The sequence below is a fragment of the Actinomadura barringtoniae genome (assembly GCF_017573505.1).
Classification (GTDB): Bacteria; Actinomycetota; Actinomycetes; order Streptosporangiales; family Streptosporangiaceae; genus Spirillospora; species Spirillospora barringtoniae.
Genome location: NZ_JAGEOJ010000041.1, coordinates 24,485 through 40,744, shown reverse-complemented (window position 1 = coordinate 40,744; position 16,260 = coordinate 24,485). Strand labels below are relative to the sequence as shown.

Here is a 16,260-nt window from a genome sequence, read left to right as displayed (position 1 = left end):
CCATGCAACTGTCAGAGCGAGTGATCGCGGTCGTCGGCGGCGACGAGCGCGAACGAGAGATCGCCCGGCTCGCCGCCACCACCGGCGCGACCGTACGGGCGTACGGCTTCCCGTGGCCGGACGGCGGGATCGCGGGCGTCACCCGCGCCCAGACGGCGGCCGAGGCGCTGGCGGGCGCGGACTACGCGCTGTTCCCGATCCCCGGGATCGCCGCCGACGGCACCCTGTTCGCGCCGTCCTCGCCGGAGCCGATCCGGCCCGACGCCGCGCTGCTGGCCGGGCTCGCACCGGGCGCGAAGATCATCCTGGGCTGGCCGGACGACCTGCTCAGGGAGGCCGCCGCCGCGCACGGGATCGAGCTGGTCGAGTACGAGCACGACACCGAGCTCATGCTGCTGCGCGGCCCGGCCATCGTCGAGGGCGCGCTGCAGATCGCCATCGCCGAGACCGACGTGACCATCCACGACGCCGAGGTCGGCGTGGTCGGCCACGGCAACATCGGCCGGCTGCTCGCCCGCACCCTGGTCCTGCTGGGCGCGCGCGTGCACCTGTTCGCCCGCAACCCCGTCCAGCGCGCCGACGCCCGCGCCGCCGGGTGCGTACCGCATCCCCTCACCGGGCTGCCCGAACGCGCGGCGGGGCTGTCGATGCTGTTCTCCACGGTGCCGTCGCGGATCGTCGACGAGGCCGTTCTGCGGCGGCTGCCCCCGGCGAGCCTGGTCATGGACCTGGCCGCGCCGCCCGGCGGCATCGACCTGGACGCCGCCCGTGCCCTCGGGCACCGGGCGGTGTGGGCGCGCGGCCTCGGCCGCCGCGCCCCGGTGACCGTCGGCGCCAGCCAGTGGTCGGGGGTCTTCCGGCGCATCACCGAGATCGAGGAGAAGAGGGGAAGCGCATGAAGGCCATGAAGCGCCCTGAAGGAGGAGCGGCATGAAGGCTGACCTGGTCCTGCGCGGCGGTCGCGTCGTCACCCACACCGGCGAGTTCCACGGCGGGGTCGCGGTCCGCGACGGCCTGATCGTCGCGGTCGGCGCGGACGCCGACCTGCCGTCCGGCACGCGGGAGATCGACCTCGACGGCCGCGTGCTGATGCCCGGCGTCGTCGACCCGCACTGCCATCTCGGCGTGGACTACGACTACGACGAGGACATGCACACCGAGACGGCCGCCGCCGCGAGCGGCGGCGTGACCACCGTGCTGCTGTTCGCCCGGAACGCCAACGGCGGCTACGTCGACTTCTACAAGGAGCGGCGGGCGCGCGGCGAGGCCCAGTCGACCATCGACTTCGGCTTCCACTGGGGCATCCAGCGTGAGGAGCACATCGCCGAGATCCCCCGGGTCGCCGCCGAGACGGGCGTCCAGTCGTTCAAGTGCCACATGGGCTACGAGCCGGGCAACCCGATCGGCATCCGCTCGTCCACCGACGCCTGGGTGTACGGCGCGATGCGAGAGGCCGCCAAGCTGCCGAACGGCGTCGTCTCGGTGCACTGTGAGAACACCGAGCTCGCGGCGATGCTCAAGGAGGAGATGAAGGCGACGGGCCGGCAGGACCTGGGCGCCTACACCGAGTCGAGGCCGTCCTTCGTCGAGGAGGAGGCCATCGTCCGGGTCATCAAGCTCGCCGAGCTGACCGGCTGCCCGCTCTACATCGTGCACACCTCCGTCGGCAACGGCCCGCAGATCGCCGCCGAGGCGCGCGCCCGCGGCGTGGACGTCACCGTCGAGACCTGCCCGCACTACCTGACGCGTACCGCCTACGACCCCGACCTGGACGCCACCGCCAAGATCTCCCCGCCGCTGCGCGACGAGCACGAGCAGGACGGGCTGTGGCAGGCCATGCTCGGCGGCGCGATCGGGACGATCGGCACCGACCACGTCCCGTTCCGCAAGAACGGCGGCGACCTGTGGTCGGAGAAGCCGGGCGTGGTCTCGTTCGCCTGGGAGCTGCCGCTGATGCTGCACCACGGCGTGCACGAGCGGGGCCTGCCGCTCAGCGACCTGGTCCGGATGAACTCCTACAACCCGGCCCGCCGGTTCGGGCTGCACGGGCGCAAGGGCTCGCTGCAGGTCGGCGCCGACGCGGACCTGGTCGTGGTGGACCTGGACGAGGAACGTCCCGTGGTGCACGGCGGCAAGGGCACCAGCCTGTGGGAGGGGCAGCGCCTCAAGGGCTGGCCCGTCATGACGTTCTCGCGCGGCCGGCAGGTCTTCGCCGACGGCCAGGTCGACGACTCCGAACGAGGGCGCGGGCTGTGCGTGAACCGTCCCGAGTCCGAAGTCGCTTAATCGCCCATTCGAAAGGAAGCCGCCGCCCGCGAGGCGGCGGCTTCGTCGTTTCAGAGTCGCTTTAGAGGAAGGCCTGACGTGAAAGCAGAACTGGACGGGAAGGTCGCGGTCGTCACCGGGGCCGGTTCGTACACCGGGCAGGGCGCGGCGGAGGCACGGCTGCTCGCCGAGCACGGCGCGCTCGTCATCGTCGCCGACCTGCCGGGCGGGGCAGGGGAGAAGGTGGCCGCCGAACTGGCCGTGCCGGGCCGCTTCGTGCCTCTCGACGTCACCGACGAGGCGGCCTGGGCCGATCTCGTACGGACGGCGCGCACCGACCACGGGCGCATCGACATCCTGGTCAACAACGCCGGGATCTGGGCCGACGAGGGGCTGTACGACACCACGCCCGAGGCCTACCGGCGGGTCGTCGAGGTCAACCAGACCGGCGTCTACCTGGGCATGAACGCCGTCGCCCCGCTGATGCGCGACGGCGGCGGCGGATCGATCGTCAACACGTGCTCGACCGCGGGCCTGAAGGGCGGCGGCATGCCGTTCGCCTACGCCGCGAGCAAGTGGGCGGTGCGCGGCATGACGCGGGCCGCCGCTTGGGAGCTGGCCGCCGGCGGCATCCGGGTGAACGCCATCTGCCCTGGCGTGATCGACACCCCGATGATCGGGGGCGGGGACGAGGCCCGGTCGCAGCTGGCCGGGCTCGTGCCGTCCGGGCGGCTCGGCACGCCGGACGAGGTCGCGGAGCTGGTGCTCTTCCTGGCCGGGGACGGCAGCAAGTACGTCTCCGGCGCCGAGATCGCCATCGACGCCGCGTTCACCGCCTGATGGCCGCGTTCCACATGGTCCTGTGCCGCGACGTGCCGGACTCGGGGCCGCTGCGCAAAGCCGTTCTGGCGGAGCATCGGCGTTATGTGGACGAGCGGGCCGAGCTGATCAGGTTCTCGGGGCCGCTGGTCGCCGATGACGGTGTGACCCGGTGCGGGCAGCTGTTCGTTCTGGAGGTCGCTGCCAGGCAGGACGCTGAGGAGTTCGTCGCCGCCGACCCGTTCACCCGTGCCGGTGTGTTCGCCACGGTGGAGATCGACGCGGTGCTCCCGGTCTTCTCAGAGGGCGCCCGAGGGTGAGCGGCGCACGAGCCTGAACGCGCGGAGACGGGGGTGCGCGGAGTCCCCGTCTCCGCGCACCCCCGTCTCCTGTCTCCTAAACCGTCGCGCGGTCCGCCGGAGTGGGGACCGGCCGTTCCATGACGTGCACCGGCTCGCTGCCGGCCGCGACCACCGGCCACCGGCGGCGCGCGATCAGCATCGTGATCAGGTAGAGCGCGCCGGTCGCCACGGCGGTCACCACGATGTTGATGTACTTCTCCGGCACGGCCCCGTTGATGAAGTAGCCGACCACGACCCAGAACAGGGCGATCCAGTTGTAGCCCTGCCAGTAGGCGTACCGGGAGTCGGTCTCGAACAGCGCGGGCCGGTCGAGCCTGGTCCGCAGCAGGATCACGTAGTGGGCCACGAAGACCCCGGCCATCGGCGCGAACAGGTCGGCCAGTTTGCCCATGTAGTCGGTGTAGTGGCTGACCAGGCCGGGTGCCAGCGACACCCCTAGGCCGACCAGGCCGACGGCGAGGGTGCCCCAGAACCGGCCGACGCGCGACAGCAGCGTCGTGACGGCCAGGCCCGCCGTGTAGAGGTTCTGAACGTTGATCGTCCAGTTGTCCAGGACGATGTAGACCAGGATCAGCACCAGGAGCCACACCGAGCCCTGGGTGGCGGTCACGATCACGTCGAACGCGCTGTCGGTCTTGCCGAGCACGGCCGCGACGGCGTAGCCGCCGATGAACGAGCAGATGAGCTGGCCGACGACGGCCGCCAGGAACGTTCCGACCCACATGTCGACGCGGGTGCGCGAGTAGCGGCAGAAGTCGGCCGCGTCGGTGAAGTTGGAGAACCAGGCCGCGGCCATGCTGGTGGTCCAGAGCGCGATGAGGGCGACCTTGCCGTGGCCCGTTCCGGCGAACGCGAACACCGCGTCCGGGTGGTAGCTGGACTGGGGATAGGTCATCAGCACCACGACGATGACCGCCGAGAAGGCGATCTTCAGCACGAAGGCCACGCGGGACAGCGACTTCAGCGAGTTGTAGCCGACGGTCGCGACCAGGATCTGGAACACCGCGAAACAGACGATGATCACGTTCAGTGAGATCTTGGTGTCGAACAGGGCGCGCAGCACCGCCGCGATGCCGACGCCGCCGGACACCGTCTGGAAGGCGAACCAGTACACGCTGGACAGCGCCCGCAGCACCGAGGTCGCCCCGGCGCCGCGCGTTCCGAACACCGCGCGCATGCTGACCAGGCCCGGGATGCCGTAGTCCACCCCGACCGTGGCCGCGACCAGGTACACGCTGAACCCGACCAGGATGCTGAGGAAGCCGGTGAGCGTCGCCTCCCAGAGCGACATGCCCGCGGCCACCAGGGCACCGCTGATCACGATGGTCCCGGGGTTGACCACGAAGTTGAGGACCATGGCGAAGATGTCCCACCAGCGGACGGTCCGCAACTCGTCCGGGATCGGCTCGGCGCCGAACTGCTCGACGCCCTTCGGCTGCCGATAGCGCCTGGCGAGTTCCTCTTCCACCTGTGGAGTGTCGGTCATGCGCCTACCCGTCTCCTCACGCGTCCCTCCCGGGGCGGGGGCCGCGGGCGGGACGAGGCTGTGCGATCCAGATGGTGACTGGTCACATGTAATACAAGTGAAGACCTTACCTCTCGGGTGGCCGGGTGACAATGGTCACGATGGGCCGATTTGGTCCGTTCCACAACCCTGTGACCTGCACGTGTGTACCAATAGCGAACGGGGGCCCCGCGATCGGGACCCCCGTGCGCGCCGCTCGGAAGCTCGTCGAAGACGCTCGAACCTCGTGAGAATCAGGCCTCAGGCCGTGTGGATCAGCCCTCGGCTCGTGAGAATCAGCCCTCGGCTCGTGAGAATCAGGCCTCGTCGCCCTTGCCGGGCTTGGCCGGCAGGTCCTCGTACCAGTCGCGGATGGCCGCCATGTGCTTCTGCATGGTCTTGCGGGCCTTGGCGGCGTCCCGGCTGCGCAGCGCCGCGACGACGGCCTGGTGGTCCTTGATCGAGCGGGCGAGCTGGCCCTCGTGCGAGAACGTCGCCGGGCGGGACTCGGTCATGACGTCGTTCAGCTCACCGAGCAGGCGCGGCAGCAGCTCGCCGCCCGTCGCCCGCGCGATGGACAGGTGGAACTCCACGTCCAGCCGCGACACCTCGGCGATGTTGGGCTGGTCGGCCGAGGCGGCCGCCGCGAAGGCGGCGGCGGCCCGCTCGATCTCGGCCAGCCCCTCCTCGGTCGCATGCTCGGCGACCTCGGCGGCGGCGAGCTCGTCCAGGGCGCCCCGCACCTTGTTGAGCTCGATCAGCTCGTCGCGGTGCAGCTCCAGGTACTTGGCGAACGGCTCGGCGTACTGCTCGTTGATGCTCCGGCGCACGAACGCGCCCCGGCCGTGCCTGATCTCGATGATCTTCATGGCCTCCAGGCCGGCGAGCGCCTCGCGCACGCTGACCCGGCTGACCCCGAACGTCTCGCACAGGACGCGTTCGGACGGCAGGATGGCCCCCGGAGCGATGTCACCGCGCTCGATCGCCTCCAGCAGCTGCTCGCGCACCTGCTGGGTCGGGCTGGTGCGCCGCACGGCGGTGAACTGGCTCAGTCCGTCGGGCGCCTCGTACTTGGCGGTCATGACCCTCGCTCCTTGTGGGCGGCTCGCCGTGCTCCGTTGAACGGCTGTCGAACGGCTCCGTGGACGGGCCACACCGGCGGTTGATCAAGCGTATCAGTACATGTGACATATCATGCCAGTGACCATCCTACGTCCCGGTAGCACTCCCTCCCGCGTCGTTGTCGAAGAGGCTCTCCAGCCTGGCGCCGAACATCATGTCCCCTGACAGCTTGATCTTCCCGGCCATGAACGCGCTGACCCCGTTCAGCCGCCCCGAGCAGATCCGCAGCACGTCGGGCGTCGACACGGTCAGCGTGGTGCGCGGCCGCTCCACCGCGCCGCGGCCGCCGACCGCGGTGCCCTCGGCGATGGTGACGTGGTACGCGCGGAGGCCGTCCGGCGTCTGGATGTTCCACTGGACGATGCCGCTCTCCCGGCCCGCTCTGCCTGCGAGAAAACGCGTCCCCATCAGGGCGAAGACCCGGTCCAGGACGGCCTCGCAGCCCACCTCGGTCACGATCCGCTCGAGCTCGTCGTCGGTCCCCACCGCGTCCAGCACCTGCCGCAGTTCCTGCGGAGTGCTGATCCTCCCGACCAGCTCCCTGAGCCCGGCCACGTCGTCGTCGGCCACGTCGTCGTCGGCCACCTTGTCCTCGGCCATGTTGTCCTCGGCCATCGTCATCCCTCGTCCCCTCCTGCTCGACGGTCGCGTTGACGTTATGAGCAGGTTTCGCGGGCCAGATACTCACCGATCGCGTGTTCCGCCGCGCACGGTTGTCATCCAGCCGGATACCGGTGCGGGACGGCGCGGGGCAATCTTGTGGGACTCGGAGTTCCACAAGCGGCGGCTCCGTGCGGAGGGAGTGGTTCTCATGGGACAGCCCCGGTTGGACACCCGCCCGTTCGAGGCGATTCCCCGCGAGCTCGCCGCGCGCCTGCGCCCCTACACCAGGCAGGACGGCGCGCCGGAGGGCGGCCAGGACTTCCTCGACGGCTTCTGCAGCCTGATCGAGGACCCGCAGTCGGCCCGCGAACACGTCGCCTCCCGCTGCGTCGACCTCGGCCGGCAGCTCGCCCGCGAGGGCCGCGACCTGGCCGACGTGCACGGGCGGTTGCGGCGGTCGGGGCGTGCGGTGTGGCGGACATTGAACGGCGCTGTGGACGCCCTCGACCTGGACCGCGCGGTGCTCGGGCACATCGCCGAGGCCCACTTCGGCTATCTGGACGCGGTGTCGGAACTGGTCGCGCGCGGGCACGACGCCGAGACGTCCGGCACCGCCGACGCCCAGCACCGGCGCCGGACCCGGTTGCTCGCGCTGCTGCTGGCCGATCCGGGGACCGGGCCGAACGCGGGTGTGGACGCGGACGCGGTCGGCGAGGCGGCGCGTTCGGCCGGCTGGGATCCGCCCCGTACCGCCGCCGTCGTGAACCTGCACCCGCGCGACGTGACCGACCGCGAGTTCCCGCCCATGCCGCCCGACGTGCTGGTCGACGTGGACGGCGCCGAGCCGTGCCTGCTGCTGCCCGACCCCGACGGCCCGGGACGGCTGCGCCTGCTGGAGCCGTTGCTGCCGCGCTGGATCGTCGCTGTGGGACCCACCGTCCCGCTCTCACGCGCGGCCGAGTCGGCCCGCTGGGCGCGCGAGGCCGCCCTGCTCGCGCGCCGCGGGACGCTGCCGCACCACGAGGTGATCCGGACGATCGACCACGTTCCGACGCTGGTCGTGTTCCAGGCGCAGGACCTCATCGAGCAACTGGCCGCCGAACGCCTCGCGCCGCTGAACGAGCTCACGCCCGTGCAGGCCGAACGGCTCAGCGAGACGCTGCTGGCCCTGCTGGAGAACAGGTTCAACGCGACCGAGGTCGGCGAGCTGCTGCACATCCACCCGCAGACCGTGCGCTACCGCCTCCGCCACCTGGAGGAACTGTTCGGGGACGAGCTCCGCGACCCGCGCCGCTGCCTGGAGATCGAGATGATCCTGCACGCGCGGGCGCAGGAGCGGCCGCAAGGTAAAGAATCTTACTCCGAGTGATGATGATCTAGTAGTCGGGAAGGGTGTGAGCGTAAAACAGCAAAGGGGGGTTCGTTGAACCGTGCCGTTCACCGCCAGCTCGCAAGACCACGCAATCGCCTGCGTGCGGCGCAACGTTTTCGCAGGTCCGTAGCGGTCGCGACACTGCTGTCGGTGGTGCTGGCCCTGGCGATCGGAATGCCCGACGCGGGCGCCGAACGCGGCCCGGAGGGCGGTGCGGCGGGTGAGTTGAGCGCGGCCTCGGCAGTCACGCTGGGTATGTCCGGCGCCGGAAGCCTGATGGCCGGAACGAGCGTGACGCTCGGCGCGAGCTCGGCGTCGTCGGGCGCCGCGCGGTCGAGGTCCGGAGTCCGGCTCCGGCACGGCAGGCCCCAGCCCAACGTGATCATGATCGTGACCGACGACCTCGACCGCACCGACCTGCGGCTGTTCCCCAACATCGCGCGCCTGCGCCGTGAGGGAACGAGCCTGAGCAACTTCTTCGTGTCCGACTCCTGGTGCTGCCCGTCCCGTTCGACCATCCTGCGGTCGCAGTACGTGCACAGCCACGGCGTGCGGACCAACAACCCGCCGAACGGCGGCTTCCCCGAGTTTCACGCCAGGCGCGAGGACCAGTCGACGATCGGCACGTGGATGAAGTCCGCCGGGTACCGGACCGGCTTCGTCGGCAAGTTCCTGAACGGCTACCCGGCCAGCGCGCCCGCCACCTACGTTCCGCCCGGCTGGGACGACTGGCACGTGCCCTCGCAGCGCCACATGTATCAGCAGCGCGACTATCACCTGGTCGAGCAGGGCTTTTCCATCCCGTACGGGCACGGACCCGCCGACCACCTGGACGACGTCCTGGCGCGCAGGGCGAATTCCTTCGTCCACGACTCACCCCGCGACAAGCCGTTCTTCCTCTACCTGGCCCCGCTCGCGCCGCATCTCCCCGCGCCCTCCGCGGCCCGCCACACCGCCGCGTTCAAGAACGTGAAGGCACCGCGGCCGCCCTCCTTCAACAAGGCGGGCACATTCAAAGAGCCACGTTGGCTGCGGAACAAGCCGAAGCTCTGCAAGAAGGACATCAAGCGGATCGACGGCATCTACCGCGACCGCCTGCGCTCCATGCTCTCGGTGAACGACATGGTCGGCTCCCTGATGAAGACCCTGCGCGACACCCAGCGACTTCAGAACACCTACGTCATCTTCACCTCCGACAACGGTTTCCACCTCGGCGAGCACCGGCTGCCGCCCGGCAAGACGACGCCCTACGAGGAGGACATCCGCATCCCCTTCGTCATCCGTGGCCCGGGCATCCCGGCAGGCCGTTCCGTCAACGCACTGGCCGGCACTGTGGACCTGGCCCCCACCATCGCCGCGATAGGCGGCGCCAAGACCCCTTCCTTCACCGAAGGCCGCTCTCTGCTCCCCGTTCTCAAGGGACACACGCCGGGCAACTGGCGCAAGGCGATGTTGATGGAGTTCTACGCGGGCAAGGCCAAGAACCATCCCGAAGGCCCTGACTGCGATACGCGAGCCAGGCACGGCAGGGGATGCCCCCTCCCGCCGACGTACGCCGCCCTGCGCACCGACCGCTACCTCTACGTGGAGTACGTGACCGGCGAGAGACAGCTCTACGACCTGGCCGCAGACCCGTACGAGCTGCGCAACCTGGCCGGAGACCCTCGCCTCATCGGGAAAGACCGCCCACCCCGGGCCAACCGCATCCGCGCCAGGCTCAACCACTTCTCGTCCTGGCTGGCCGCCTACCGCAGTTGCAAGGCAGCCACCTGCCGCCAAGCCGACCGCGGCTAGCACTCTCCATCAACCGATCTTGCTCTGAGCGCCCTCCCAAGGCCGTTGGGAGGGCGCTCAGAGCAAGATCGGCGTTGTTGTAGGGCTTAGCTGCGGCGCTTCTTCTTGGCCGCGCGGCGGCTGGGCGCCGGCGGGGTCGCGTGGCGCCCCGTGGGAGCGGGCTTGCGCCGCGTGGACCCGGCCGGACGCTGGGCCTGGGCCGCGGGCGGGGCCGGGCGCTGGGACGCAGGCGGTGCCGGGCTCTGGACCGCGGCGGCGCGGCCTGCGGCGGCGCGGCCTGCGGCGGCCACTCGGGGGTCGGCGCCCGCGGGGGCGACTTGGAGGCGGCCGGCCCGGCGGCCCTTGTGGTCGTCACGGCGGGCCAGCCGCAGCCTGATCACCGTGAGCCAGCCGACCGTCAGCAGGGCGGCGAGCCACCCCGCCTGCACGGCGGTCAGGTCGTCACGGTTGTTCTCCAGAGTGGCGTTGCTGCGCAGCCCCACCTTGCGCAGCGGCGCGGCCACCTGCATGTTCGGCGCCACCTGCGGCGGAGCGATCGGCGGCAGGGCCACCTGGGGACCGTTCGCCGTCGGCGGCGTCATGCCGGGCGGCAGGCTCGGCGAGCCGGGCGGAAGGGCCGCGCCGCCGCCCGACGGCGGTGGCGTCGTGTTCGGGGAGCCGGTGACGGTGAGGGTCCGCGTCGCGGTCACGGCCGACGCGCCCGAGGCGGTCGCCGTCGCCACCAGCTGGATCGTACCCGCCGCGGCGGTCGCCGGGACGCGCACGTACGCGACCGCCGAACGGCTCCCGTTCACCGTCCCGAGGCCCTGAGAGTCGGGGGAGGCGGTCGCCCCCGGCGCCCACAGGTGCACGACCGTGCCCTGGGCCTGCGCCTTCGACGCCTTGACGTTCAGTGTCGCGGTCACGCCACCGCCCGGGCTGGTGGACCCGGCCGACACCGACAGGCTGAGCGACAGCTTCGGGGCGGTCGGCGTCGGCGTCGGGGTTGGCGTGGGAGTCGGGGTTGGCGTCGGCGTGGGGGTCGGCGTCGGAGTTGGCGTGGGTGTGGGCGTCGGGGTGGGAGTCGGTGTCGGCGTAGGGGTGGGAGTCGGCGTAGGCGTCGGCCTGGGCGCGGGAGTGGGGGTCGGCGCGGGCTTCGGTGTCGAGGAGTCGACCTCGCTCGGCGTGGGCGTCGTCGTCGGATCGGTCGCCTTGCCGAAGCTCGCCATCGGCGAGGGGGAGCCGCCGCCCATGCCCGGCAGATGGATGGTCACCGAGGCCACGGACGCGGCGCCCAAACCGACCGCGAGAACCGATCCGGCCGTCTTGAGCGAGCGTCCTGCGCGCACTTTTGTTCGCCGCCAATCTCAGGGGTGAAGGAATTGCATGAGAGAAAGAGACCACGGGCCGGACCGACCGGCAAGCATTCGACCGGGAGTCTGATAACCGCTGCGCATCCGTGGATTCCATGCGCGCCCGGCATTGTCACCGGGCGCGCAATTCTCAGGTGCCGGCGCGGCGACGCAGATGCATCGCCCGCAGCACGACCTCGATCCCGAACCGCGTCTCGGGATCCTGGAGCCGGTGCCCGAACGTTCGCTCCAGCTGCCGCATCCGGTAGCGCACGGTCTGCGGGTGAACGTGCAACAGGTCGGCGATCTCGGCCGCCGTTCCCCGGGTGACCAGCCAGGTCCGCAGCGTCTCGGTCAGCCGTTCCCGCTGGGCGGGGGTCAGGTCGTCCATCGCCGACAGCTGGCGCCGGGCGAGCTGCTCGATCAGCTGAACGTCCGACAGCAGCCACAGCGTGACCAGGTGGTCCTCGCACAGCGTCAGCGGCCCGTCGTCGAGCACGCCGCGTGCGGCCAGGGCGAGCGCCTGCCGTGCCCACCGCAGCGAGTCGACCGCGCGGCCGAGCGGGACGCTCAGCCCGACGGCCACCCGGTGGTCGGGGATCGCCGCCTTCAGCATGGCCAGCCGTCCGGTCGTGAGCGGACCCGGCATCAGCAGGTGCGGTGAGGCGCCCTCGAAGTCGACCAGCACGTCGCCGTCCAGCGCCGCCGCGACATGGCGGGCCTTCGGCTGCGTCGCGACCAGTACGACCTCGTCCGGCAGCTTCCACATGGCGGCCTCGGCCAGCTCGCGGATCGCCGCGCGCGGCACCGACGGGCCCTCCAGGATCAGCCGCAACAACCGCCTGCGCCGCTCGTCCAGGATGGCCACCGGGCTCTCCTTGGCCTCCACATAGCCGTCCAGCGCCAGCGCCACGAGCCGGTCCATGTAGTCGAAGACGGCGTCGGCCAGGCGCGACAGCACGGTGGGGGAGACCTCGTAGTGCGGCGCGACGTTCATGATCCTGCGCCACGCGGTCTGGCCGCTGATCCGGAACGCGGCCTGCAGGCAGTCCAGGCTGCGGCCCTCGTGCGCCTCCAGCTGGCCGAGCCGGCGGGCGGCCTCCTCGTGCGCCTCGTGCACCTCGCCCGGCTCGGCGATCTGGTCGACGAACGCGCCCAGGTGCATTTCCACGCTCGCGCGCAGCGCCTGCCCGTACGGCCCGTCGATCGGACGGGCGTACTCGGGCACGCCGCGGCGGATGTCGCTGATGATCTCCTCGGTCAGGCTGGGCAGTTCCGGCCGCATGAACGAGGCGAGCCCGCGGGGAACCGGCAGCACCGGCTCCTCGACGGCTCCATGATCAAGAGTCTGCGTCATCGGACACACCTCCGTGGCCTGACGGGCCGTGCTCCCTCGCGGGGTCGCTGGAAGCCGAACCCGGCCGTCATGCCTGCGGTAGCAAGGGATCACGACATCGGGGTGGGACACGCCGAGCGGGGAACCCCTGCGTGCCTTTGCCTGTCGTGACCCAGGACACCCCGAAGTTAGATCAGAAAACGCGGGCCACATACTAAACGGCTGTCAAAGATGGCCACGGAAATGTTCGCCAGCACACATAGAAAGCGATCGCTTGCGGTCGCCTTTGGCGCACCCCGCCCGTTTCTCAACGGCCCGCACCCGCCACCGCTACTCACCCAGTGATAAACCCGCGAGTAGAACTGTCCCCTGTCCTCAAACGGCCGCCCCCAGCGGAACGGTCGGCGCTCTACTGGCCGGAGGACGCGGCGGCCCAGTGAGGGGCGTTCCATCGGGTGGCGATGTCGGCGGCCACGGCGAAGTGGGCGGCGGCCTCGTCGTCGCGGCCGAGGTAGGCGGCCAGTTCGCCTAGGACGTGCGCGGGCGGTGGCAGGGCCAGGGAGATGCTCGTGGCTCCGGCCGGGGGACCGTCGCGGTGGGGGAGCAGGGTCGCGTAGAGCTCCTCGGCGGCGTCGCGTTCGTTCAGGGCCATGGCGGCCATCGCGCGCAGTTGTGTCAGGAAGATGAAGAAGAAGTCTGGGCGGATGGGGGATGGCGAGGCGCGGAGACGGCGGGCTTCGGCGTCGCGGCCGTTGGCGTGGAGGGTGAGGGCGTAGAGGTCGACGACCATCGGGCCGAGCATGTCGTGCAGGGCTCGCACGTCGGCCAGGTGTTCGCCGAGCGTGCCGTCGTTCAGCCAGATGACGGCCTGGGCGAGTTGGAGGAAGCCGTTGGCGTGCACTGATCCGGCCCGCTTCATCCCCTCGTCGGCCCTGATGTAGAGGCGCTCGGCCTCGGCGTACCGGCCCTCGATGAGCTCGAGGGTCGCCAGCGCGATCTCGGCGACCGCCGTCGCCTCGGGCATCCGGTAGGCGCGCGCGAGTTCCAGGGCCTCGGTGGTCACGCGGCGCATGGTGTCCGGGTCGTTGGCGTCGGCGGCGGCGACCGCATGGTTGATCAGTCCGGTGACGCGGTAGACGGGCAGGTCGTGCTCGATGCCGATCTCCACCAGCTCGCGGCACATCTCCTCCTGCACGGGCCTCTCGTTCAGCAGGAGCAGGAGCGCCGCAGCGCGGAGGCGGGGGCCGGTCGCGAGGTCGAGTGCTTCCCGTACCGCCGCCGGAACGGTGGGATCGTCCTCGCCCACCAGCTCCTCGGCGTAGACGATCAGCAGGCGGGCGCGCACGTCGGGCGCCAGGTCGCCGCGTTTGAGCAGGCGGCTCAGGCGCTCGACGATGGGCCGGTCGACCGTGCCGTACGTGCGGGCCTGCCAGGGGGTGGGCTCGGTCCAGGCGGTGAACGCGGCGATCATCAGGTCGTCGCGGCCGAGGGAGTCGGCGTACTCCAGCGCCTCGCGGCGCGTCTCGCGGGCGGCGGCGACGGCTCCGGCACGGATCTGCGCGCGGAGCAGGCGGCCGAGCAGGTCGACGCGTTCGTCCGGGTCGGTGGAGTTGGCGACCGCGTCCTTGAGCAGGTCGGCGGCGACGTCGTGCGCGTAGCGCGCCTCGGCCAGCTCGGCGGCGCGGACGCAGTAGCCGACGGCCTTCGGCGACCCGGCGCGGGCGTGGTGGTGGGCGAGCGCGGTGATGTCGCCGGTGCCCTCGAACGCGGCGGCGATCCGGGCGTGCATGCGGGTCGCGCGCAGGCGGCTCACGTCCGCGATGAGCGTGTCCCGGACGAGCGCGTGAACGAAGCGGATCCGATCCGGACCCGGCTCGCTCAGCAGCCCGGCGATGACGCCCGCGTCGAGGGCGTCGAGTACGCCGTCCTCGTCCACGTCGGCGGCCTTGACCAGCACGTCCACCGAGCTTTCCCGGCCCGCGATGGCGGCCAGCCGGAGGATGGACACGCCGCCCTCGGGGAGCCGGGCCAGACGGCGGCGCAGGACGTCCCGTACGCCCTCGGGAACGTCGGAGAGGGCCACCAGCGCGCCCTCGCCGTTCAGCAGCCGCGCGCTCTCCCGGATGTAGAACGGGTTTCCGCCGGTCCGCTCGGCGATCCCGGCCACGGTCGCGTCGTCGGCCTCGCACTCGGTCCGTACGAGCTCCGCGACGGCCGCCTCGTTCAGCCCGGGGAGTGCGAGGCGCAGGGGCGTGGTGCGGGCGAGCGCCCCGAGTGTTTCGGTCAGGCTCTCGCCCTCGTCCGCGCGGTACGCGGCGACGATCAGGATCGGGGCGCGGAGGCTGACGCTGCCGCTGAGCAGCTCCAGCGTCGCGGCGTCCGCCCAGTGCAGGTCGTCCAGAACGATGGCGAGCGGGCGTTCGGCGGCGACCGACGCGAGCCAGTTCCAGAGGGCCTGGCGCAGGCGGAAGCGTCCGGCCGCCGCGTCGCCTTCCGCCAGTGAGGTGTCGGACAGTAGGGGTGCCAGGTCGTCGGTGAACTCGCTCGGGGGAGTGGTCGCGGCGACGGCCCGCAGCGCCTCGACCCAGGCCCACGCGGGCGGCGCGCCGTCGGCCTCCGGGCAGTGGCCGACGGCGACGAGCCAGCCGTCGTCGTTGAGGCGCGCGGCGAGGTTTTCCAGGAGGGTCGACTTGCCGAGCCCGGCCTCACCGGTGACCAGGGCGACGCGGGCCCCGTCGGCCGCCGCCTCGCCCGCCGCCGTGACCAGCGCCGACAGCTCCGCCTCGCGTCCCACGAACGAGGACGTGGGTTTGGGCGGCGGCGTCGTCTTCGGCTGCGGTTGCTGTTGCGGCGCGGGGGCGGGAACGGACGCGCGCATGATGTCGGTGCGCTGGGTGAGGATCGCCTCCTCCAGCGCCGTCAGCTCCGGGCCGGGATCGAGGCCCAGCTCGTCGGCGAAGATCTCGCGGGCGCGGCGGAGCGTGGCGAGGGCGTCGGCCTGGCGTCCGCTGCTCCACAACGCGAGGGCGTGCAGCCGCCAGCCCTCTTCGCGGAGCGGCTCGTCGCGGGTGAGCCGTTCGGCCTCGGGCACGACCGCGGCGGGGTCGCCGGTACGCAGGCCGGCGGCGACGTGCAGCTCGCGGGCGACCAGGCGCAGCTCGTTCAGCCGTGCCGTCTCGGCGGCGGCCCACGGATCGTCGGCGACCTCGGCGAACGCGGGTCCCTGCCACAGGTCGAGCGCCTCGGCCAGGAGCGCGCGGGCGGCGCTCGGGTCGGTGACCGTACGGGCCTCGGCGAGCAGATCCTCGAACCGCCACGCGTCCACCGACTCCGGCGGCAGCCGCAGCGCGTAGCCGGGCGCCGCGCTCACCAGCAGCCGGGCCGGAGTACGGGGCGGACGCCCGGGCTCCAGCAGCTTGCGCAGGTTGGAGACGTACGCCTGCAAGGAGGTCAGCGCACGGGACGGCGGTTCGCCGCGCCACAGGTCCTCGATCATCCGGTCGACGGGCACCACCTGGCCGCGCGCCGCCACCAGCAGGGCCAGCACGCCCCGCTGCCGCGGCCCGCCCAGGGGAACGGGCTCGCCGCCCACCTCGGCCGAGAAAGAGCCCAATACGCGGATCAAGACCATGACGTGGGACATCGTACGCGCGGGGCGGGTTCCAAGTCGGTTCCAAGTCCCTTCCAAAAGCCCGGAAGCAGTCTTGAGCCATCGAACCGGAGCAGGGCTGAGAAGCAGGGCTGAGAGGCAG

At 71.5% G+C, this 16,260-nt stretch carries 12 protein-coding genes; 6 read left to right on the top strand and 6 right to left on the bottom strand.

Annotated elements, in window-relative coordinates; translation table 11 throughout:
- The first annotated feature begins 2 nt into the window (after positions 1 to 2).
- The 4 genes from J4573_RS52300 (at position 3) to J4573_RS52285 (ending at position 3,404) form a co-directional block, all read left to right on the top strand.
- Positions 3 to 899 (top strand): dipicolinate synthase subunit DpsA, encoded by an 897-nt coding sequence (locus tag J4573_RS52300; RefSeq protein ID WP_208263962.1) that lies wholly within the window; start codon positions 3 to 5, stop codon positions 897 to 899.
- A 31-nt stretch (positions 900 to 930) separates the two neighbouring features.
- Positions 931 to 2,286, top strand: a complete 1,356-nt coding sequence (locus J4573_RS52295) for a dihydroorotase (protein ID WP_208263961.1) — start codon at positions 931 to 933, stop codon at positions 2,284 to 2,286.
- Between the two features lie 78 nt (positions 2,287 to 2,364).
- The gene (locus J4573_RS52290; RefSeq protein ID WP_208263960.1) at positions 2,365 to 3,105 is read left to right on the top strand and encodes an SDR family NAD(P)-dependent oxidoreductase; all 741 of its coding nucleotides are present in this window, start codon (positions 2,365 to 2,367) and stop codon (positions 3,103 to 3,105) included.
- Entirely contained in the window at positions 3,105 to 3,404 is a 300-nt protein-coding gene (locus J4573_RS52285) for a YciI family protein (protein ID WP_208263959.1), read from the top strand. Before J4573_RS52290 ends, J4573_RS52285 begins: the two co-directional genes overlap by 1 nt.
- Positions 3,405 to 3,480: 76 nt before the next feature.
- Here the strand turns inward: J4573_RS52285 and J4573_RS52280 are convergent, their stop codons facing one another.
- The 3 genes from J4573_RS52280 to J4573_RS52270 form a co-directional block, all read right to left on the bottom strand.
- Positions 3,481 to 4,932, bottom strand: coding sequence for a purine-cytosine permease family protein (locus tag J4573_RS52280; RefSeq protein WP_208263958.1), 1,452 nt, complete (start codon positions 4,930 to 4,932; stop codon positions 3,481 to 3,483).
- A gap of 335 nt (positions 4,933 to 5,267) precedes the next feature.
- Entirely contained in the window at positions 5,268 to 6,032 is a 765-nt protein-coding gene (locus J4573_RS52275; RefSeq protein ID WP_208263957.1) for a FadR/GntR family transcriptional regulator, read from the bottom strand.
- A gap of 127 nt (positions 6,033 to 6,159) precedes the next feature.
- Positions 6,160 to 6,693 carry an SCP2 sterol-binding domain-containing protein gene (locus tag J4573_RS52270; protein WP_243775006.1) on the bottom strand — a complete coding sequence of 178 codons (534 nt, stop codon included), beginning with the start codon at positions 6,691 to 6,693 and terminating at the stop codon, positions 6,160 to 6,162.
- A gap of 190 nt (positions 6,694 to 6,883) precedes the next feature.
- Between J4573_RS52270 and J4573_RS52265 the strand changes: the two genes are divergently transcribed.
- A complete protein-coding gene (locus J4573_RS52265) occupies positions 6,884 to 8,044 on the top strand; it encodes a PucR family transcriptional regulator (RefSeq protein ID WP_208263956.1) in 1,161 nt (386 codons plus the stop codon).
- Between the two features lie 153 nt (positions 8,045 to 8,197).
- Positions 8,198 to 9,841, top strand: coding sequence for a sulfatase family protein (locus J4573_RS52260; RefSeq protein ID WP_208263955.1), 1,644 nt, complete (start codon positions 8,198 to 8,200; stop codon positions 9,839 to 9,841).
- A gap of 86 nt (positions 9,842 to 9,927) precedes the next feature.
- Here the strand turns inward: J4573_RS52260 and J4573_RS52255 are convergent, their stop codons facing one another.
- The 3 genes from J4573_RS52255 to J4573_RS52245 form a co-directional block, all read right to left on the bottom strand.
- Positions 9,928 to 11,094 (bottom strand): hypothetical protein, encoded by a 1,167-nt coding sequence (locus J4573_RS52255; protein WP_208263954.1) that lies wholly within the window; start codon positions 11,092 to 11,094, stop codon positions 9,928 to 9,930.
- 229 nt (positions 11,095 to 11,323) lie between these two features.
- Entirely contained in the window at positions 11,324 to 12,529 is a 1,206-nt protein-coding gene (locus J4573_RS52250; RefSeq protein WP_208263953.1) for a PucR family transcriptional regulator, read from the bottom strand.
- Between the two features lie 388 nt (positions 12,530 to 12,917).
- Positions 12,918 to 16,139: an ATP-binding protein gene (locus J4573_RS52245; RefSeq protein ID WP_208263952.1), complete on the bottom strand. Its 3,222-nt coding sequence runs from the start codon at positions 16,137 to 16,139 to the stop codon at positions 12,918 to 12,920.
- Positions 16,140 to 16,260 lie beyond the last annotated feature (121 nt).